Source organism: Actinomadura sp. NPDC048955 (assembly GCF_040649435.1).
GTDB classification, from domain to species: Bacteria; Actinomycetota; Actinomycetes; order Streptosporangiales; family Streptosporangiaceae; genus Spirillospora; species Spirillospora luteofluorescens.
The window spans coordinates 22,885-43,481 of the sequence record NZ_JBEZJI010000074.1 but is presented as its reverse complement, the minus strand read 5'-3'; the positions used below and the strand labels follow the sequence as shown (position 1 = coordinate 43,481).

15 protein-coding genes are annotated in these 20,597 nt (G+C 69.1%); 4 read left to right on the top strand and 11 right to left on the bottom strand.

What is annotated here, in order from left to right; genetic code table 11:
* The first annotated feature begins 543 nt into the window (after positions 1 to 543).
* Together AB0C84_RS40300 and AB0C84_RS40295 are read left to right on the top strand one after the other, a co-directional pair.
* The gene (locus AB0C84_RS40300; protein ID WP_361076642.1) at positions 544 to 2,250 is read left to right on the top strand and encodes a hypothetical protein; all 1,707 of its coding nucleotides are present in this window, start codon (positions 544 to 546) and stop codon (positions 2,248 to 2,250) included.
* 184 nt (positions 2,251 to 2,434) lie between these two features.
* Positions 2,435 to 3,334 (top strand): septum formation family protein, encoded by a 900-nt coding sequence (locus AB0C84_RS40295; protein ID WP_361076641.1) that lies wholly within the window; start codon positions 2,435 to 2,437, stop codon positions 3,332 to 3,334.
* A 178-nt stretch (positions 3,335 to 3,512) separates the two neighbouring features.
* On the opposite strand, the gene AB0C84_RS40290 is transcribed toward AB0C84_RS40295, so the two are convergent.
* Complete coding sequence (locus tag AB0C84_RS40290) at positions 3,513 to 3,668, bottom strand: hypothetical protein (RefSeq protein ID WP_361076638.1); 156 nt, start codon at positions 3,666 to 3,668, stop codon at positions 3,513 to 3,515.
* A 237-nt stretch (positions 3,669 to 3,905) separates the two neighbouring features.
* Positions 3,906 to 4,421, bottom strand: coding sequence for a hypothetical protein (locus tag AB0C84_RS40285; RefSeq protein WP_361076635.1), 516 nt, complete (start codon positions 4,419 to 4,421; stop codon positions 3,906 to 3,908).
* Positions 4,422 to 5,626: 1,205 nt separating this feature from the next.
* On the opposite strand from AB0C84_RS40285, the gene AB0C84_RS40280 reads away from it, so the two are divergent.
* Positions 5,627 to 5,896, top strand: a complete 270-nt coding sequence (locus AB0C84_RS40280; RefSeq protein WP_361076632.1) for a hypothetical protein — start codon at positions 5,627 to 5,629, stop codon at positions 5,894 to 5,896.
* Positions 5,897 to 6,048: 152 nt separating this feature from the next.
* Positions 6,049 to 6,471 (top strand): phosphotransferase, encoded by a 423-nt coding sequence (locus AB0C84_RS40275; protein WP_361076629.1) that lies wholly within the window; start codon positions 6,049 to 6,051, stop codon positions 6,469 to 6,471.
* Positions 6,472 to 6,520: 49 nt separating this feature from the next.
* Here the strand turns inward: AB0C84_RS40275 and AB0C84_RS40270 are convergent, their stop codons facing one another.
* From AB0C84_RS40270 to fxlM, 9 genes are all read right to left on the bottom strand, one after another.
* Entirely contained in the window at positions 6,521 to 7,696 is a 1,176-nt protein-coding gene (locus tag AB0C84_RS40270; protein WP_361076626.1) for a Wadjet anti-phage system protein JetD domain-containing protein, read from the bottom strand.
* A 43-nt stretch (positions 7,697 to 7,739) separates the two neighbouring features.
* Positions 7,740 to 11,117, bottom strand: a complete 3,378-nt coding sequence (locus tag AB0C84_RS40265) for an SbcC/MukB-like Walker B domain-containing protein (RefSeq protein WP_361076623.1) — start codon at positions 11,115 to 11,117, stop codon at positions 7,740 to 7,742.
* On the bottom strand, positions 11,114 to 11,899 hold the full coding sequence (locus AB0C84_RS40260) for a DUF4194 domain-containing protein (RefSeq protein WP_361076620.1): 786 nt from the start codon (positions 11,897 to 11,899) through the stop codon (positions 11,114 to 11,116). Before AB0C84_RS40260 ends, AB0C84_RS40265 begins: the two co-directional genes overlap by 4 nt.
* Complete coding sequence (locus AB0C84_RS40255) at positions 11,896 to 13,419, bottom strand: DUF3375 family protein (RefSeq protein WP_361076617.1); 1,524 nt, start codon at positions 13,417 to 13,419, stop codon at positions 11,896 to 11,898. The genes AB0C84_RS40260 and AB0C84_RS40255 overlap by 4 nt, the downstream gene beginning before the upstream one ends.
* Before the next feature lie 579 nt (positions 13,420 to 13,998).
* Entirely contained in the window at positions 13,999 to 14,772 is a 774-nt protein-coding gene (locus AB0C84_RS40250) for a thiopeptide-type bacteriocin biosynthesis protein (protein WP_361076615.1), read from the bottom strand.
* A gap of 14 nt (positions 14,773 to 14,786) precedes the next feature.
* Positions 14,787 to 15,863 carry a lanthionine synthetase C family protein gene (locus AB0C84_RS40245; protein ID WP_361076612.1) on the bottom strand — a complete coding sequence of 359 codons (1,077 nt, stop codon included), beginning with the start codon at positions 15,861 to 15,863 and terminating at the stop codon, positions 14,787 to 14,789.
* Positions 15,860 to 18,784 carry a lantibiotic dehydratase gene (locus AB0C84_RS40240; RefSeq protein ID WP_361076609.1) on the bottom strand — a complete coding sequence of 975 codons (2,925 nt, stop codon included), beginning with the start codon at positions 18,782 to 18,784 and terminating at the stop codon, positions 15,860 to 15,862. Before AB0C84_RS40240 ends, AB0C84_RS40245 begins: the two co-directional genes overlap by 4 nt.
* 131 nt (positions 18,785 to 18,915) lie before the next feature.
* Entirely contained in the window at positions 18,916 to 19,086 is a 171-nt protein-coding gene (locus tag AB0C84_RS40235) for an FxLD family lanthipeptide (protein WP_361076607.1), read from the bottom strand.
* Positions 19,083 to 20,348 carry a methyltransferase, FxLD system gene (gene fxlM, locus AB0C84_RS40230; RefSeq protein WP_361076604.1) on the bottom strand — a complete coding sequence of 422 codons (1,266 nt, stop codon included), beginning with the start codon at positions 20,346 to 20,348 and terminating at the stop codon, positions 19,083 to 19,085. Before fxlM ends, AB0C84_RS40235 begins: the two co-directional genes overlap by 4 nt.
* Positions 20,349 to 20,597 lie beyond the last annotated feature (249 nt).

The window sequence follows — 20,597 nt, the reverse complement described above, 5'->3', positions numbered from 1 at the left end:
GACAACGTCGGAGCCGCCAAGACCGGCAAGGCCGAGAAGCTCGGCGTCACGGTCGTGCAGCAAGACGAACTGTGGCGCTGGCTGACCGAAGCCGGCGTCATCTGACCGCTCGGCAGGTGGGAGCAACTGTTGCCGGTGCCGCAATGAGGGATGTTCCGGGCGACCTGCAGGAGTGGCGGTGTCCAGCCCAGGCTCGCGCCGTGCTTGGCAGTGTGGAGTTGTCCGACCTTACGGGTACCTCGCCGACGTCATCGGAGCTGGAGGCGGGCGGCCATGCTGGGCGTGAGCCTCCCGTCTCCCTCTTCAGTGCCTCGATGCGGCGTTGGCGGTTGACCAGGCTGTCGCGCAGCTTGCGCGGGGAGTTGTTTCCATCCGGGGCGCGCGGCGGGTGTGCCCGCCGCAGGTCGGTACGCGGCGGTGCCCCGCGGGATCGGTCAACTGAGTGGTTGATGGGTGGGGCGGTGTGGTCGGCGACCGGATCCGGCCCTGTGGATGGCAACGTGGCGGCGTTTTCGTGCGGCTTGTCCGTGCTCAGATTGCCGTATGGCGAAGGTGAACTGGGAACGGGAGCCGGGTGAGATCGTTGAGGAGTTCGTCGCCGCGATGCTGCTGCTCGATCACCCTCACGGGAACCAGATCACCCCCTCCCGGGGGGATCGGGGAGTGGACATCTGTGTGCGACATCCCGACGGTTTCGACGTCTACCAGGTCAAACGATACGCCGGGAAGTTGACCGCCAAGCAGGCCAACGACATCGAACGCTCCTGGCGCACCTTCGTCGACAAGACCCTTCGCGTCCTTCCGGTGCGGTCGTGGACGTTGGTCATGCCCTGGGAACCCACCCACGAGCGGTTGGAATGGCTGGCCGAGCTCACCGCCGGCCACGGCATCCGCGTCGAGTGGATGGGGGGCCGCATCCTGGACGGGATGGCGGCGCGACGGCCGTCACTGGTGGAGTACTTCTTCGGCGACGGTGGTGAGCGTCTGCAGCGCCTTATGACCGCGGCCTTGCACGCGGGCACGGAGGTCCCCGCGCAGAAGGCGGGGGACGACCTGCTTGCCGCCGTGATCGGGCGGCATCAGGCGCTCACCGCTGCTCTCAACGAACTCGACCCCTTCTATCGCTATGAAGTCGAAGTCCGGACCGGCAAGGTCAGTGACCAGCCGTGGGATGCCGACACCCAAAGCGATCCCATGATCGTGCTCGTGCAGTATCAGCAGCTCGATGCCGTCACCTACCTGGTGATGAGGCTGATCGCGTTGAGCGCCGAATCCACCCGGCTGCGCCCGATCGTGATGTCCAGCGAGTTGACCGCCACTCCCGGCACCCCCCAGGCCCAAGCACTCGCCGACTTCCGCGAATTCGGGGCGCCCTTGCAGGCCATGCCGGCCAGGATCACCGACGTCACCGGACCACCGGGAATCACCGCGCTGCCCGGGGAGGGCCGCATCAGCATCTGGCCGCGGCCGGTGCAAAACATGCCCGACCTCGAAGTACGGGCGCTGGCTCCCGACGGCTCGATTCCTCAGACCCTCGACATGGTCGAGGTGGAGAACGGCCGCGCTACCGCCGGTCCCGGCGTCTGGATCGCCGCGCAGGACCAGGGTGGGGCGTTCCGGCTGGAGCTGCGCCTCAACGGGTCCGACAGAGACACGCTGGATATCACTCCGATGCACCTGGCGGGGCGCGCCCCGGCCGAGGTACTGCCCGCGATGAGGCTGCTCGCCTCCCTGGAGGACGGCAATGCCCTCGTGCTGGCGGTCCGCGGCGGAGGAAAACCCATCGGCCCGGTGTGGCAGGACCTGAAGTCCCCGCTGACATCCCAGGCCAAAGTGCACGTCCAGGCGCTGGAATCGCTGCAGACCATCCAGGCCCACACCTACGAACGCATCGAAGTCCCCCACCTGCCTGCGGGACCGTCCTTCGCCCAGTGGTGGGGCCGGACGTTGGACATCGCGCGGATCCTGAACGGCGAACAACTCACCGGCACCTGGACGAGGCTCCCGGTGCCGAGGAATCTGCTTCCCGCCGACGACGAGTTCGCCGTCACCATGACTCTCCCCCTGCTGATCGACATCAACGGCAGGAAGATCCGGCTCGACATGGACCAGTACGTCATCCGCAAGAGCGCCCGCGTCCAAGACTCCAGCGCCGCCGGCACCGCACCCCGCGGCGACACCATCACACTCATCCCCGGCTCGGACCCAGCAATGACCGTCACGGCCGTTGCCCGCGCTGACCTGCAATAACACCAGCCCGTCTGGCCGCTCAGCGGCTCCTTTCTCCGGAGCGCCGTCGAGTTCGATACGGTGCGCCCTTTTTGTGATCTTGCTGCCGTAGGTTCCTCCCGTGACGCAGCCGCCGGAGAGTGAGAACGTTGCAGAGCCCCCGGTCCCCTCCCGGCCCGACCGGGGCCGCACGAACCGGTGGGCCGTGACCGCACTGATCGCCGGAGCGGTGGGGCTGGCGGTGCCCGCGATCGGGCTGGCCGTCGCCGCTCTGGTCCAGACGCGCCGACGCGGCGGGAAGGGCCGGGGTCTGGCGGTCGCCGCTCTGGTGATGTCCGGTGCCTGGCTCACGGCGGGCGCAGTGCTTCTGAGTGTGGCGGCGGGGAACGGGGAAAACCGCGGCCCGGAGACCGGAGGGCCGCGGGCGTCCGCGTTGTCGGCGGGAGACTGCTTCATCAATTTCCGGCGAGAGGGAGCGAAGGTCTTCGCGCAGGCGGCACCGTGCGAGAAGCTCCACCAGGGCGAGGTCCTGGCCGTGCCCGTTCTGCCCGCTGTTCGGTACCCCGGTGAGGAGCGCCTGGCGGCCGATGCGCAAGGCGCCTGCCGGCGCGAGGCCGCGCCCCTGTACGAGGCCGGACGCGGCGAGGAGTTCACGCTGGTGGTCGACCGCCCCGACCGGAGGGCGTGGGAGGGCGGCGATCATGCGGTGAGGTGCCTTCTGCGCTACTCGGACGGAGCCAAGATGTACATCCTGTCTAACGCTCCGCGAATGACCTCGGAACTCGCCGCCGGTGACTGCGTCGGGACATGGAGTGACTCCGGCAGCGTGGAACTCGTCGACTGCGATCAGAAGCACGAGGTCCAGGTGTTCGCGAGAGTAACGCTGAAGCAGGAGAAATACCCGAACGACGCCCAGGTGCTCACCCTCTGCGCGGACCGGGCGCGGAAGGTCTTCGGCACTGCCCCGCCGAAGGACCTCCTGCTGCGTTACGCGGGGCCGGACGAGCTGGAATGGGCGCGCGGCCAACGGGATGCCGTCTGCCTGGTCACCAGCCGGAAGGGACGACTGTCCCGCTCACTGGTGCCCGAGCTCAAGCGATCGTGACCGCAGAGAAGGGGGCCGGCCTGGCACTGGCCGTGCTGCTGGTCGCCTTCCTGGCCCCCGGGCAATCTTCTGTTAGAGCGCTGGTCAACGAGACGGAGCACCAGGGGTCGGGTCGGCCGGTGTCCCACTGTTCCGATTGAACGGCAATCCGGCGCGCAACCGCCTTGGGCGGGCGCGGCTACTGCTGCGGCAGGAAGGCGGGGTTGACGATCTCCAGGGACAGGCCATTGGCCCCGTGGTAGGCGGCGATCTGGTCGGGGACGCGTGCGATCAGGTGCATTCCGGCGCCGGCGGCTCGGTCCTCGGCCTGGGCGACATTCTGTGCAGCGGCCACCAAATAGTAGGGGGTATAGCTGCTCGGAGCAGGGGTCCTCCCCCGGGAATCCATGAGGCGCCTCGATCGCCAGGAACGGCTGGCCGTCCTGCGTGGTCGTTGACGTGGAGGTGTGTAGCCGCACGCTGCCGTCGGCGAGCGTCCACGGCAGCGTGAACGTCTGCGGGCCCGACCACGCCACCCCGAGCCCGTCGGCGAGCTGCTTCTGCATTCCAACAACATCACATGGGTACAGGGTCAGCGCCGCAGGACGTGGCGCATCGTCGTTGGGCGATCCCGTGGGCGTCCCTTCATCCACCAGTCGGATGAGGACGCCCCCAGTCCCTGCCAGAAGACGAATTGAGCGCTTTCCGCTATGCGGTTGAAACCAGCCCGGCGCAGTAGCATTCCCGCTCTGGCCATGTCGCTGACCGAGTACGACAGGAACGGGGTCGCGTGGTCAGGCGCGGTGGTCCAGGGGCCGATGCTCGGCTGGGCCTGCACGATCTCCGTCGAGGGTTGGTCAGCTCGCGTGGTGGACGCGCTCAGCCTGACCGTCCGAGTTATCCCGTCGGTGAGTCGGACGGAGACGGACACCGTCTTCGGGGGCTGCAGATCCAGCCCGACCGCGTCCCGTAGTTGCTCGCGCACGGGCGCAGGATCTGTGACGACGAAGCCCAGTCCGTCAGGCTGCCCGAACACCTGGTCGGGCGAGGGGCAAGCGCTGGAGGAGACCGCGGTGACTGTCGTCGTCGCCAGGGCGACAGCGGTCATGGCGGCCAGTCGAGCGATGACGGCGGTGCGAAGCCGCAACACATTACCCCTTCACGTTCGGTGTCAGTTATTCGCTAAAAAGAGCTGGCTTTATAGATCTCAGGAAGGGATGAGTTGTCGACTCGTCCGGCTTCAACCTTCTCCTGGTGAGACTTCCGTCATTCTAGAGAAGAGAATGTCAGTGGAGATGTCACCCAGTGATGCTGCTAAAAACCAGTTCCGACTGCTGTGTGGGGTGCCGACCCGGCAGCTTCCTGCGAATTCCACTCAGTTGAGTGGCCAGGTGCCACTTGACCAGCGCAAACGCGCCGGGGCGAGGGGCGACGCCCATGATCAGTGCGGCTCGTGGCACACGTCGGCCTGGACTGCGTGCCGCCATCGCCGGGCCATTCGGACATAACTCCACTGCGCTTGGCCAGCCTTGAGCAGCTTGCGGACATCCCCCACCGGCGTACCGGGCGCTTGGCTGAGGAACATCGCCGCCTACACCGGGCGCCGGCCCGCGACCTCAACCATCCGGATCAACGCGCGATCCCCCACCTGCTGGGAAGGGGCCGCCCTTCACCTGCCGCCCGGCGCCAGCGTCCTCGTCCGCGCGACCACCCTTCACACCCGGGCCGGCCAACCCATTGACCACACCGTCTTGATCTGGCCGGACACCACCACCTACGCCGACATCCCTTCACTGCCCTGAAAGGCCCGTCCCGGTGATAGCGGCCACGTTCGCCGGCCCGGTAGAGAGACCACCTGGTCGTGATGTGGGAGTCCCGCCCGGCATGATCTGGAAGGTGTTGGCCTCCATCGCCTGACACTGAGGCAATATCTCTGCCGTTCGCGCAATGGGAAACGACGGAGCAGCCCGTGCACCGGGTTGGGGAGTCCTCAATGGACACCTTCGCCACTAAGGCCGATCCGCCGTTTCCCGCGCGCCCCTGCCGACGGGTGACTAGTCCGCCGCGATTAAGAGAGGCTTACGCGCTTTCCAGTATAACGCGGGGTAAGGTGCCGCGAAGCTGGCGGGCCGCAGACCCGGCGACGATCGGCATGCCCCTGAACGCCACCGCGGAACGCGAACCCTGGCTTCCCCAGCACTTCTGACCCGCCACCCTCACCGACCGAAGCGGCCATCCTCCGAAGCGGCCATTCTCCGCGATAGCCCCGTGACCGTCCCTCCAACAGCTCACATGTGATACTGGGAAAGCGTCATGACACCCGATGCCGATACCGCATTTCTGCCTGCCGGCCTGCGCCGATGGCTGGCAGGCCAGCTGCCCGACGTCGCAGCCATCACCGACGCGTCCTGGCCGCGCAAAGAATCAAGAGTCTGGCGCCTGGAGACCAAACCCCCCACCGGGACCGCCTACCTCAAGGTCAGCCCCTCGCAGCCCAGCTACGGGCGCGAGACCCGCGCCTACCGGCAGGCGGCCACCGCCCTGGGGCCGGGCCACGCGCGCCGGCGGTCAAGTGGCCGCTGAGGCTGGCCAGGCATTCGGCGGCTTCACGGGCCTGCCCGGCCAGGGCGGTCGCCACGGCGGCCCTGGCCTGTGGGGGAGCGGGTGCAGGGTGGTCGTGCCAGCAACGCAGCAGGTTCCCGGCGAGCCGGTGAACGCGGTTCGCCGTCGTCGGGGTGAGGTGCAGGCTCCTGACGACGGTTCCGGGCAGGGCCGTGGTCAGGACGGCGCGCAGGGCTGCGTCGGCGGCGATCAGCCGCGGGATCTGCACCCACGGTGACTTCTCCCCACGCAACTGGGTGTGGGACCCCCAGCGCCGAACCCTCGGGCTGATCGATTTCGAGAGCGCCACCCACGCCCCCGCGGTCCAGGACCTGGTCTGGCTGTTCGGCGCGATCTGGCCCATCCGCCCCGACCTGCGGGAAGTGTTCCTGGCCGGATACGGCCGCGCGCTCACCGCCGACGAACACCGGGCACTGCTCCTGCTCACCACCCGCTTGGCCGTCTCCTACCTGAACTCCGGCATCGCCCGAGGCGAACCAGTCCTCATCGACCGCGGCCGCGACGCCCTCGGCCACCTCGCACGCGCTCGCGTCTGACCGACTGCGGCGCCTGGACGTCCTGGAGATCTCCATGCTCCAGCCATCCTCAAGCCGGACATCGATAGATGTCTGCCTGGGTGATCGCTCGACCGACGGCTTCGGCGGCGATCTGCAGCGGGATCCGTTCTTGTTCGATGCGCAGGAACCCCGTCCAGTCGGGGTCGGTCAGGCGTTCGTACAGGGTTCTTTCGGAGGCTGTGAGGTGTTGCAGGGGTTTGCGGGGGGCGTGTTTGAGGGGTTTTCCCTGCGCGTCGGTGGATGAGCCGTATTTCTCGTACTGCTGGTAGGCGGTTTCGTCCATGAGGATGGTGCGGACCGGGAGGCCTTCGCGTCGGAAGTTGTCGACGATCTCGAGCCCGTAGGCGTCCATGTCGCCCCAGTAGATCAGGTGCGGTGTTGCGGCGATCCAGGGGATGCGGGCGAGTGCCGCGGCTCCGAACCCCTCTCCCTCGACCGAGACCGCGTTGGGCAGGGGCGGGAAGTGGATGGCGGTGTCCTTGTTTTCGGAGATGACGATCACGTGTGGTGGGTAGGCGGGCGTCATGGTGTCGCCGACGGTGGCGGAGTCGTGTCGGCGGCCTCCGGCTGAGCGGTGGTCGGGGTCGAGGTAGGTGAAGTGGATTCTGGGCGGGTGCGGGGGCAGCAGCCCCAGGTCGGCGCGTTCGGTGAGTGAGGCGATCAGGTGCCTGCTGGTGTTGAGCCATTTGGCGTGAAGGCCGGGGATGGGCACCTGTCTGGGGGTGAGGCCGGCGGCGTCGTGGTCACGGAACCAGCAGGCGGCGGCGACCAGGAGGTCGAAGTCCGTCGGTGTGTAGTGGTCGGTCTCCCGCAGGATCTTCGGGGTGGGCCCGGTCGGGAAGGTGTCGTGCAGGCGGTGGGCGCGCTGCCGTCCGCGCCGCAGCCGTGCTGGCCAGTCTCCGCCCGCGAGGGCGGCGGCGGTGTCGACGTCGGCGACGGTCACGTGGGTGGGGATCTGCTGCGTGCTTGCGTGGACGCGGCGTGAGGTCCACGTCAGGTCGAGGTGGTTGGCCTGTGCCCATTCCTGCCAGGCCAGGGCCTGCTGTTGGAGCGCGGGGAACCGGGTTTCGAGTTCGGTTCGGGTGACCGAGCCGAGCGGGAAGGTGCGGGGCCATGACCGTTCGGCGTCGGCGATCTCGGTATGCCAGGTTCGCGTGAGGCGTGCGGTCACGGCCGTGACGATCTCGTTGATGTCCTTCAGCACTGGCCCGTCCCTGGCCTGGTGTCGGTCCGGCGTCGCGGGCGGGTCATGGTTGGTCCTGCCGGTCGGTCAGGGTGGTGACGTAGGAGTACTCCGTCGCCGGGTCCTTGGTGGTGGCGAGCAGCCGGTCCATGTGTGGTTCGAGGGCTGTGACCTTGTCGAAGGGTGCGCCGACGATCAGTTGGAAGCCCAGTGCCTTCCATGCTCGGACTCCGCGGCCGGCGTACTCGCTGTCGGACTTGATGAACGCCTCGTCCAGGACGACGGGAGCGAACCGTGGTCGGGTGCGGCTTTCGTCACCGAGTTGGAATCGCAGCGCGGCGCCGACGATGAACGCGACGAGTTCTTGGGACTCGCCGCCGCTCTTGCCTCCGAGTTCTCTGTAGATGCAGCGTTCGACGCCGTCGGGTGTGAGGCACACCGCGGTGATCTCGATGTGCTTGCGGACGTCGAGGAGACGGTCGCGTTGCGCGGTTGACCTGGAGGGGTCGTCTGGTTTGCCGATCCGCTGCATGAAGGCGCGTAGGCGCGTGAACCGCTGCTCGGCCTCGTCGTCGGACATCTGCTGGGTGAGGCCGGAGGACAGCTGTTTGAGTTCTCGGCGGAACGCGGCGACGTTGGGGTCGCTGTGCTTGCGGTCGAGGCGTATTTCCAGGCGTTCCCGGCGAGAACCGAACGGAAGGGACGCGATGATGGCGTTGACCGGCTGCAGTCGTTCTTCGATCAGGTCGATCGCGGTGTCGAAGGCGCCGTTCAGCGGCACCAGGTCCTCGCCGCTCCATCTGGCCAGGCGCCTCTTCCACTCGTCGCGCCGCTCGTGCAGGCCCGTCTGGACGATGTTGTCGTAGATGTCTCGGTAGGCCTGGTAAGACCGCAGGGTGGTGCCCAGGTTCGGGTCGTCCCACTGGTTCTTGTAGGTGCGGAAGATCCCCTCGATGCCGGTGGTCGCTTTGTTGGTCTTCCCGCGGGCGTCCTCGCGTGCGCGGATGAGCTGCCCGCGCAGCCGTTCGATGCCGGCTGGGAAGCGTTTGAGGTCGGTGGGGTCGCCGACGGCCGCGAACTCCTTGTTCAGCCAGGCGGCGACGTCGTTGGCGACCGTGTCGGTGTCGCCGGTCGCGGTCAGTTCCGCGGTGACCTTGCCGAGTTGCTTGGTGAGGTGCTCGTGCTCGGTCTGGAGGGCGTCGCGGTCGTTCTCGGCTGCGAACTGGGTTCGCCGCGTCTTCTTCAGTTCGGTGTCAACGGCCGCGGCGGCGGCCTGGAGGGTCTGGAGCTGGTCGTTGTCTTGGAGGATCTCGTCGATCCGGCCCTGCGTGGTGTCGATCAGGGTCTGGATGCCGCCGGTGTCGATCGACCGCCAGGCGATGCTGCTCAGGTACTGGTAGGCGCTGCGGCGTTTGTTCAGGTCGCGGGTTCGGTCGCTGAGCTTGCCTTCCAGTTCGCGAAGGTCGGCGAGCCGGCCGTGCAGCTCAGCGAGCTCGATTTTGATCTCGTTGATGCGGGCCTGGTTGGAGAAACCGATGACGTTGCGGTCGCCGAGGTCGCCGTGGGCGCCGCGCCGGCCCTGCCTGGTCTGCCCGTTGCGGGTGACGCGGCGGCCGCCGCCGGACAGGTCGTGTGGTGTGTCGACGCAGAGCGCGTCGATGCCGTTGGCCTGAACCCGGTCGCGGATCCAGTGGGTGAACGGCGACGGCTTGTGCACGAGCTTGCCGGAGATCCAGCGCGGGTCACCGTGCCCCCGGGTGGGCTCGTGGGGTTTGAGCGGGACGCCTTGGAAGTTGACCCGGATCGGAAGGTGCAGGGCGTCGATGCTGCGGCTGAGCTGCTCCAGTTTCTCGTCGTCGACGAGAAGGACGCGGGTGATGGAGGCGAGGGTGACCTCGGCGGCTTTTCGCCAGGCCTCCTCGTTCGGTGCCAGGTCGATCAGCTCGGCGACGAACGGCAGATCGGTGGGCGCGATCCCGGCGGCTTGGGCCATCTGCAGGCGAGCCAGATGTAGGTGCTGAGGGATGAGCCCATCACGGCCGGCCAGGTAGGTCTTCTCCTTGACAAGGCTGTCGATCTTGTCCTGGAGGGGGGCTCCTTGCTTGTAGAGCTTGCGTTTGTCGGCTTCGATTTGTTCCTCAGCTTCGTCGGAGCCGGTGAGGAACTTTTCTGCGTCGGTCACCAGCTGGTCGAACGCGGCCTTGTCGCGGGCGGCGGGGCCATCGATCATCGCGGTGTGCTCATCGAATCGGCTGCGCGCCCGGTGGGCCTCGTCGAGGTCGCGGCGAAGTTCGTTGATCTTCTTCTCAAGCTGGATGAGGGTGTCGCCGCCGCTCTGGCCGATCTGTCGGCTGAGGTCGTCGCGACGCTGTTCCAGGTCGTTCACCTGCAGGCGCGCGTCCTCGGCGTCGGCTGCCTTGGCCGTGTGCTCGACCCGATTGGCGTCGATCGCTTGGCTGAGCAGGGAGGTCTGGGTGGTGAGCTGCCACCGACGGAACGGGGAGGCGCCTGCCCGGTCGAGGCCCAGTTGATCGATCCGAGCGACGGTGCCCTGCGCGGCCTGCAGGTCATCGTGGAGGCCGACGATCGGGCGCAGCACGTCGGCCTTGTGCCCTTCGGTGACCATCGCCTCATACGCCAGGTCCAGGTCCGCGAAGTGGTCGCTGGCCCGGTCGGCGTGCATGTAGGTGGCGGGCCGCTCGAGCACTGCGGTCTTGTACAGCTGGTCGACCGTTTTCACCTGCTCGCCGGTCTGGATGCGGGCCAGCAGCCGCAGCGCCTTCTCACCGTCGCCGCCGGCACCGATACCGAGCCTGGCGTACAGCGTCTCGGCCAGTTCGGTGTAGGTGCCGTGCGGGGTCAGCCCGGGAAAGCGCGCCTTCAGGTCGGCTTGGTCGAAGTCCTTGGCCGCGAGCGGCTGCAGGTCCCGCAGGTCCAAGGCGCCGTCGACGGTGGCCATCTTCATGATCATGTCGCCGGTCTTGGTGGCGCCCCGGGGTGCGCGGTAGGTCCGCAGGACCGTCAGGCGCCGGTTGTTGTCGTCGACGAACGTCATGGCCAGGGCGGACCAGGTGGGGCCGTCGCCGCCGCGCAGGACGGCGTCACGCCGGGTGTTGGTGCTGGCGTCGCGGCCGGTGTCGGTCTTGCCCCGCACATACGACAGCAGGTTGCGCTGCGCTTCGCCGCGGGCTCGGCCGACGGTCGCGTCGTTGGAGGCGCCGTTGAACGGGGTGTCGGAGGGCATCATCAACGCGATGTAGCTGTCCAGCAGTGTGCTTTTGCCGGTGCCGGACGCGCCCGACAGCAGGGTGGCACCGGCGGACAGGTCGATGGTGTGATGGCCTTCGAACCCGCCCCAGTTCAGTACCTGGAGTGTCTCGGCCCGCCACTGGGTGGTCCCTTCGGTCGCGCCGTCGACGTGCAGCAGCGGATCCTGGGTCACTGCTCCTCCCCCGCATCTGCCCTGTCGGCCTCCGCGGTGTCAGGGGTCGCATCGGTTGCCGGGGCAGCGCCGCGGGGGTGGTTCTGGTCGATGAACCAGTCCATCAGCTCCGCCAGCCGGTTGACCGGCAGCAGCACCTCGATCACCGGCGAGATCCGCAACTGCTCGGGGTCGGGTGTCCGGGCCAGCAGGCCGGCCTTGCGGATCCGTTCGATCGCCTGCTCGGCCCTGCGCGCGTCGCCGGCGTGGTCGGTCGCGTGCGGCGGCCGGAACTGGGCGATCGCGTCGGCCAGTTCCCTGTGGGCGACCACGACGGTGTCGCGGCCGGCGGCGCGTTCGCTGCTGAACCGCTGCCGCAGGAAGATCAGCAGGATCGTGTCCTCGCGACCGTAGGCGACATCGTGCAGCAGCGTCGGGAAGCGTCCGTCTGCCTCGGGTTGGGCCTGCCGTTTGAACGCCACCTGGTACTGCTCGTCGATGTGCAGGTCGAGAAACAGGTTGTGCAGCGCCGCGGTGATCTTCTCCCTGGCCTCCAGCAGCGTTCGCCAGTCCCGCGGCTGCTCGGCCGCGGAGATGTAGCGGTTCTTCAACACCGCGACCAGCGTCTTGCGCTGCTCGAAGGTGAGCGTTCCCTGGTCTCCCTCGAACAGCGATGTGCTCGTCTCGTCGAAGATCTCCTCCAGATCCTCGTGGGAAGCCTCGTGGGCGCCAGCGTCCTGGATCGTCCCAGTTCCCTGATGCTGGTGGCCGGTCGGTGCGGGGCGCGCGTCTTGGTCGCTCATGCCTCTGGTCCGATCGGCAGGGCCGCGAGCGCGGCGGTGGATTCGGCGTCGAGCGGGACTCGCGTGGTGTCGAAGGTCCGGCGCGTTCCGTCGGGCCGCACCGCCTCGAAGGCCTCAACATCGCCCGTTCGGGACCCGCCGGATGTGTCGGCGGCGGGCAGGATGCCTGCCTGGGTCGCCAGGTGCAGCAGCCCGAGGATCTCCACCGGGCGCCGCAACGAGGTCTCCAAGGTGTTGAACGCCTCCCCCAGCGAACCGGCCTGCTCGCCGGTCGCCGCGTCGACGACCGCCTGTCTGGTCTCCTGGAGCCGGGGGCCGCCTTGGCGGCGCAGCTCGTCCAGGCTGGGCGGGGGCGGTGCTGCCTGCGACACGTCCCGAACTGGGGGAAGCGCGACCTCACCGCCGGGATCGTAGAAGCGTTCCCGCAGGTGACTGATGTCCAGACCGGGCGGGATCAGCTCGATCGGCACGGTGGTGCGCGGCCGCGCCGTCTGCATCCACACGCCGACTTCCCGCTGCAGACCGCGCAGCAGTTCTTCGAGTTCGCGCTCCTTCACCCGGTCGTGGTTGACGATGTGCTCCCGCAGCGTCGTGGTCAGGTGGGCCCGCCGTTCGAGCACCTCATAGGTGCCCTGGCGGATGACGGTGACGGTTGCCCGAAAGTCGCGCTGCTCGCTGGGCGTCAGAGCGGCGGCGAACGGATGATCGAGGATCGTCTGCAGGTCGTTGCGCAGATCAAGCAAAAGCGCATCGTCACGCAGCAACTCCAGAGCTCCTTCGAACGCGCGGCCTTCAGCGGTGGAGGTCATGAGGTCGTCCGAGCGCGCCAGGTACTCGTCCAGCACTTGCCCGATCGGCCGCAGATCGTCCCGGAAATCGGCGACGATCGCGCGATGCATCGCGCCGACAGCTTCTTCGACACGTCGAAAGTCGCTTGGCAGCTGGGAGATCAGGTCGATGAGGTTGGAGTAGCCGTCGATCATCCGGTCGTCGGAGGCGGCGTAGATCTCTCCGCCGGCAGCGAGACGGTCCCGCTCCTTGGACAAGGTGTCGATCTGCTCGTCGAGACGGCGGATGCGGTCTTCGCGGACAGCGTTCGCCTCTGCCGCCCACTGCCGCACAGTCTGCAGAATCATCTTCAGTCTCGACTCGCTGATGAGCGCACGGTCGCGGGTCAGGCTGTCGACCAGCGCCATCGCCTCCATAGCGTTCGAGGTGAGCGAATACTCGTATCCCCCCGCGGGATTGTCGGAGCGCGCCAGCCAGCTGCTGTGCGTCCATTTCAGGCACAGGTCCCGGCCGCTGCCGTCGGGGACGTCGCGGCCGATGGACCGCAGCTCGGCCAGGAAACCGTCCACCCGCATGTGCAGCCGCTCGGCGGGAACGCTCTGCTGGTCCCGGCCGAAAGACGAGTTGAACACGGCGATGATGAACGGCGCCCACCTGCGCTCCAGCAGTCTCAGCGTCGGCTTCTCGAACGCCTCCTGCACCCGGGCAAGCTCCCCAGCGATGTCACTCACAGCAATGCGCCCTAACGTCCGGTGCTGTCGCGGGATGAAGGTACAACGCCGCGGCGACATTTCGCGGCCTCTGATCGCACCGTGCGCTGCGTCGTCCAGCGCCCCCTGTTCGACGAAACCACAGGCATTCCACCCGGACACCTACGCCGAACCCTTCGTCCGCAACATCGCCGCATTCCATGCGCTCTTGGACGACGTTCTCGCCAGCCTTGAAGATCCTCCACCCGCAGGCCGAGAAGTAGTCCAGCATTTCGTAAGGCCGAATGCCTCGGCCTCGCGATCAGCGCCACAACTGGAAGATCATTTCAGTCCGCGAGCAGCAGGCGTGTTCACCAAGACCGGTCGGCGGTCGCGTACACCGGTCACATCCGCCCCGCCATTTCCAACCTCGCCACCACAGAATCCGCCGTCCCCGCAACCGCCGAGCCCGTAGAACTGCGCGCCGCCGTGATGACCACGGCTCATCTAGGCCGGTCACCTCCGCCGCACCCTTCGATCACCCGGGCGGTCCGCGAACACTCCACGCCACACGTTCGTGCCGGAACCAACCTTGAGACCGCCGCGGCGCCGCCGTCTCGATCAGGCGGAAGCGAAGATCGCTTCTCTGGCGGCGTAGGCGAGTGTGGCCTGTGTAGAGCCGGTGATGCCGACTCGGTTCCAGTGGAAGATCACGTGAAGGGCGGTCACGGCGCGGATCCCCCGTGTGAGGCGGCCACTTTCGCGCAGAGTCTTCAGCTGGGCGCCCGCTTGCTCGAACGCGGTGAGCCAGGTGTTTCCGATGTCGTCCGGCCGGGCTGCGCCGAGCAGGAGCCTGCGCACGTCGTCGGTGAAGGACCTCCATGTTGCGGGGTCGGGTGGTTCACGGCGGAGAGCGGCGCGCTTTTCGGCGACTTGGGCCCATACGTCGCCTTGCTCTTCGAGTTCCAGACCGGCGGCGCGCATGAGTGCCGCGCACAGGACCAGTGAACGTTCTCTGCGGTCGGTGGCGGCGCCATTGAGGTAGGTGAGCAGGTGATGGCTGTCGGCGTGGAACAGCTCGTGTGCGGTGTTCATGCCGGCGTGGCCGCCGAAGGCATGGACTTCGGGCTCGTAGATGTCGCCGGTCCAGGCGACGTCTTGGGTGAGTTGGGAGTGGAGGGTGCAGCGGTCGCGGGCGCTCGGTTCGGTGGGCAGGTAGCGGACGCGCCAGCGGCCCTTGCGGATGAAGAACCATGAGGTGATGAGGCTGTTGGCCTCGGCGGCGGGCAGGGGGGCGAGGTGGGCGATGGCTCGCCGTTCGCGCGCTCGGGGGTCTGGACCGGGGAAGTCGATGTTCACCTGCGCCCAAGGGGCCGCCGGGGAGGTTTCGTCCATGCTCTGGCCTTTCGTCAGCACAGCAGGAGGCAGGCGTCCCAGGAGGTGGCGACCCCGGTGGCGGTCAGGGTTGCGCCAGCGGTTCCGTCAAGGAGGCCGGGCGGCTCATTGGGAGCGGCGGGGGCTTTGTCGTGCAGGCGCAGCAGTTCCGGGACGGGGATGGGGGTGAGGGCGTCGGCGGCGATCCTGCGTCCGGCGGCCAGGAGACCGCCGGTTCCGTGGCACAGGCCGCGGCAGGTGAGGCGCGCCAACTGCTGAGGGTCGCTCGCGCATGCCGCGAACGCCGCCTCGGCCTTCATCTGGCGAGTGGGGTCGCCGAGGGCGCGGGCGGCGAGCTGTTGCGCGCGGGCGATGCCTGGGGTCCCGTAGCACCAGGACGGCCGCCACGGTTCGGACTGCCCTTCGCCCCTCAGGTGCAGCTCGTTCAGTGTGATGATCTGCGGCCACCATGCGTGGCCGTCGTCGGTCCGGCGTTCCCAGTGGTCGAGCCACTGGCAGATGCGGGCGATCGCCGCTGGTTGCCCGTCGGTGCTGACGCCGTCGTTCATCGTCACCGCCAGCAGGGCGAGGGGCCCGGTGATCCCGTGGGCCATTCCGTGGTTGCTATGGCCTCCAGCGAGGCTGGGCTCGTTCCAGTGTGGACTGGTCGGGCACCACCAGCCGGGGAGACCGTCGAGCGGTTCGGTGAGCCGGACCAGGTAGGTCAGCACGTCGCGGAGCAGATCGACGGCGCCGATGCGGCGCAGGGCGACGCCGAGGCCGGTCAGCCCGCGGATGAGATCGAACTCGGCGTAGGCCGGGCGTCGGTGTTGGTCGATACGCCGGTGCGCGGCCTGCAGGCGTTGGCGCGTCACGGCCATGGTCCCTGCGGCGGTGACGGCCTTGGCGCGGTCGAGCCCTGGGTGGTCGGCTGCGGCCAGGACGAACGCGAGCGCGGGAGCCCCGTAGTAGAGGCTGGCCCCGCTGGCGACGCTGACACCTTCGGAGGCGGCTGCCCGAAGTGCGGTGTGCGCGGCCTGGGAGTTGCCGGTCTCCAGGTGGAGCAGGGCGATGCCGGCGGCTCCTTCGGCGAGGTTCTGCTCCCTGGTCATGGTGTCCCGCTTGAGGGGCTCTTGGCGAGGGCGGCTCGGTCTTGGCTTCTGCGGCGAGACCCGGGGCGGGCGTGCAGGTGGGTGTGGGCGATGGTGCGGGCCAGGCGTAGGCAGTGCCTTTCGGATGCGGTGTCGACACCGATCATGCGGGCGTGGTGCAGGTGCAGCAGGTCCGCCAGGACCTGATCAGTGTCCAACCCGTCCTGGTCGGCCAGGGCCCGGTACGTGGCCAGCGCTTCGGCCAGGTCCCCCGTCCACGCTGGGGTGGCGCCCGAGCTGCTGCCCGGGTTGCGGGTGTCGGCTTGAGCTCGGGCGCGGGCGAGCTGCGCGGGATCCAGGCGCGGTCCGCTGCGGTGCGGCACGTGGACGATGAGCCACCGCAGACCGTCGCCGCGGGTGAACCCGTCGGCGATGGCGATCATCCCGGCGGCTGTGGCGGCCTCCCGGTCGCCCGCCGGTCGCCCGAGGGCGGCGCGGGAGTCGGCGGCGAAGACCTCCTCTGCTGCGGTCAGGGTCGGGCCGATTCCGTGGCGGGTCTCAGGCTGGTAGGTCGCCAGGGTGCAGTCGGTCACCAGGCCGTCGTCGTGCAGCCTTTCCGCCCACCCCGCGAGGTCGTGGGCGGCGTCGGCGAACTCGGCGGGATCGCGCAGCGGGATCCGAAGCCGAAGGTGGTGGTGGGGGTCGGGGTAGCGAAGGAACCACCAGCCGGCGGGGAGCTCGGGAAGGCGGGTGAGGATGTCGGTGAGGATGCCCGGGGAGCGGCCGAACAGGCGGGCGTCCAGCCACCGTGACCGTCCGGGCCGGTGCTGCACAGTGCAGACGGGGCGGGCTGGCAGGGCCGGGCGCTGCGGGTGCTGGGGCGGGGCGGTGAGAGTGAGCAGAAGTTCAGCGGGCCTGCCGCCGATCCAGCCGGACGGGCCGTCGGCCTCGGTGACAGTGGCGGCGCCGAACCGGTCGAGGTGGCTGCGCAGCACCGCCAGGTGGGTGGGCTCGTCAAGGTCCAGACGCAACCGCACATCGTCGAACCCGCGGCCCTGGCTGATCAGTACCTCACGCGGCACCCGGTGCCGTTCTTGGTGCCGCTGCCAGGCGTCTCGCCACTGCGGCCACGACCCGGCGCGGCCGGGCAACGTATCGGCGGAGATGATCCAGCGGGCCGGGTGTAGGACGGTACGGCCCCGCCGGACCCTGGGCAGGAACGGTAGACCTGCGGCATGCCCCCAGCTGAACCGGGAACACGGGGCCGTCCACGCCGTCCAGATCTCGGCGAGGAACCGCGCGAGCGGCTGCTGGGCGGTCGGCAGGAGCACGCAGTTGAGCAGCAGCGGCTCGACCGGCCGTCCGGTGCTGGCCGAGACCAGCCACAGCCGCTCGCCGTCGCCGGCCACGGTCAGGTCCGCGATGCGCCACTGGGGATCGGGGTGGAAGTCGCCGACCGGCAGCACGGGCAGCAGTTCGGGTCCGCGGGCCAGAGTGGCCAGGCGGGTCTGAAGCGGGGGCGCGGACAACTGCACGGTGTCAGCGCCGGGCATCGCGGTCGGAAGGCTCTCGTAGACGTCGCGGAAGCGGTCCAGTTCGCCGGGGGTGAGCAGGTGCAGGAACCGTGCGGCGGCAACGCCCGCGTGGCGGGAGCCACTGGTCACGGTCAACGTGAACGCGCCCCGGTCCAGGTCGCGTGGTGTGTGTGCGGCGAGGGTGAACCGCAGTTCAGTGTGTGGGATCGGGGGCCGGTCATCGTCGCCGCGCAGCGCGGCGATCAGTGCGTCATCGAGCACGATTTCGGCGCAGCCGTCCAGGGTCGACCGTTGGGCGAGCTCGGCCAGCAGCGCGTCGCGGGTGGTGAAGCCCGCCGGGTCGCGGTGAGGTGAGCCCCGGTACCCGGCGGGGAATCCAAGGACGTTCACCACCTCGCGGATGGGCACGGCGGCGCCGGGGCCCCATCGTTCGATGAACGCGCGATGGTAGGCGGCCCAGCCGGGCAGGTGCGGCGCCACAGCCGTCAGTGTGGCGGCCGCGTCCTCGGCTGCGGCGACCACCGCCGGGGGCAGCGTCACCGAGCATCCGACCCGCAGGTCGACGGCGATGTGGTCGGCCGGGTCGGGCAGGCCGCGGCGCTGGCCCGGGGCGCCGACGTGCTGGTCTGGGTGATGCTTCAGGTGGCGGGCCAGGTGGGCGGCCGGGTCGGTCACGGTCATCGGCGGCCGGAGCGCCGACAGCAGCGCACCCGCCTTCACCAGCGCGACCAGCAGTTGTTCGGCCTCCTGCTCGACCTCAGCCCCCCTGCCTGCGTCGCGGTGGGCGGCGCGGCCGGTGAAGGTGCCGGCGACCTTGGCGGCGAGGTCTCCGAACGCGATCGGGGTGGCGGCCGTCTCGACCGCCACCCGCACCGGATCGGTCAGGGTGATTTCGACGTCGCAGATCCGGTCGTGTTCGGTGCGGGCGCACGGCAGTACCCACCGGCCGCCGCGAGCGTATCCGAGGGTGTTGGTCATCACCGAGACCGTGCGCAATACCGCGAGATCCTGTTCCGCCTGTGCGGTGTGCTCGGCGACGAAGCGGTCGTCGGGACGCTCCGCGGCCTCGTGCCGCCCGCTCCAGTTGACCGCCGCGTGCGCGCCGAGTTCGACCGGCGCGACACCGGCGAAGTGGCCGAACGGTGTTGCGCGGGTCGTCCATCGCAGCAGATACCGGATCGTGGCTTCCACCAGGCGCCGGAGCCGTCGCGTCTGGAACGGTTCTCCGTCCAATGCGCGGGTGATCTGGGCGGCCAAGTCGGGGGCGGCGGGGGTGAGGGTAGCCGCGAACTCCGGCAGCGTCCAGGCCTGCCGCAGCCACTGCACCCACTCCCCTGGCCGGTCGGTGGTGAGGTCGGGCCAAGGCGGCAGGACCAGGCCTTCGGGGTAGGCGGCGGCTCTGATCAACGCCGCACTTGTCGCGTGGAACATCGCTCACCGCCCAGGCAGGAGGGGGAATGGTGGCCGTGGAACCGGGTGCCGGGCCCGGCACCGGCTCACCGTGAGGAGGGAAAGTGCCGGGCCCGGCGGGCGGGGTGCTAGTGCACGGCGCCGATGTTGGCGTTGGTGGTGCAGGCGCTCGAGCCGGTGTTGCCCGAGCCGCAGTTGTCGTCGGTGCTGGTGGCGTGGCCGCTCGCGGTGTCCCCGGAGTCGACCAGGCGGACGTCCAGCTCGTAGTCGCCGTTGTCCATCAGGAGGGGTCCTTTCATCGAGAGGTGATGGTGGGGAAGGTGAGGACGATGCGGCTGTGCCGCTTGTCCAGGACGGTCCCGTCCGGCAGGTCGCCGTCGGGGGTGCGCGCGGGCAGGATCTGCAGGGCCGGCGCCGGACTGCCGGCCTCCAGCCACGCGCGCATGTGCTCGACCATCCGCCCGGCCGCCGCGGCGGCCTCGGGCCCGTGGGCGTATGCGCCGAGATCAAACTTCCTGCCGGTCCAGCGCAGCGCCGACCGGTAGGAGAACGTGCCCTCATCGAGGGTGGCGGGGGCTCCGAACCGCCATGAGGGAGCGACGGTGCCGGACTCGACGGCCGCCTCCTGCGCCGTGAGGATCACGAATTCGCCCGCCTCGCGGCTGAGGCGGGTCGCCAGCCACAGGTCCAGGTCGGCCAGCACGGTGGGGGGCGGCAGGCTCACCCCCGCCCAGGCCTCATCGCGGGGGCTGGCGAGGATGTCGGCGACCAGACCGGCCAGGACGTCGGGGGCGGTCCGCTGGTCCTCGTCGAGCCGCAGGTGGACACCATCGGCGATGTCGACGTACCGCATCTGGTGGGCACCGTCGCCCTGCATCGAGACGAAGCCGCACTGGCGATGGCTGTGGCTGACCAGCCGGTCCCCGCAGCGCCGCAGCGCCCACGACCGGGTCATCCCGAACGTGCGCAGCGGGACGACGATCACACCGGAGTCGATGAGCTGCTCACGCCAGGCCGGCGAGATGTCCCACGCCCCCGCTGTGACGATGACCAGGTCGAAGCGGCGGCCCGGCTCGACCGGGTGCTCGGCGTCCGCGCACACGACCGTGACATCGTCGTAGCCCGCCTTCTCCAGGCAGGAGCTGGCCCGGTCGGTCACCTGGGGGTCGATGTCGACGGTCGTGACCGACCCCGCCGAGCCCACGAGCTCGCGCAGCAGCGAGGCGTTGTAGCCGCCGCTTCCGATCTCCAGGACATCGCGGCCCGCCAGGCCGCCGAGCGCGTCGAACGCCTGGCCGAGCATCTCGGCGATCAGGTACGGCGCCGACACCGAACTGGTGGCCTCCGCGCCGCGCCGGTTGGTGATGACCGCCGTGTTCTCGTACGCCTCCTCCAACGACACGCCCGGGGTGAAGGCCTCGCGGGGAACGGTCCGCATCGCCCGCTCCACCTCGGCGGGCATCCTCAGGCCCTTGTCCTCGTGGTCGGCGACGATGATGTCGACCAGGGCGTTGCGGAGTTCCTCGGCCCGGTCGGCACGGCTCGCAGTGTCGACGCTCAAGACGCGCCTCCTGCGATACGCGCGGCCAGGGCGGTGAGCCGGTCACTGTGCGGTGTCATCGAGGGAAAGCCTCCTTGAGATGTCTGATTCGTCGCATTTCGGCCGCTCAGAATGGCTTCGGGGAGCTGGGCCGGGCGGCCGGTTCAGTCTGGCGGATTGGTGCGGCCGACACCGGTGATGTCAACGACTCCAGCGATTCGGGAGTTCACCGCCCACAAAAGCGCGCCCGCTGCGCCGGGGCCAGGTCTC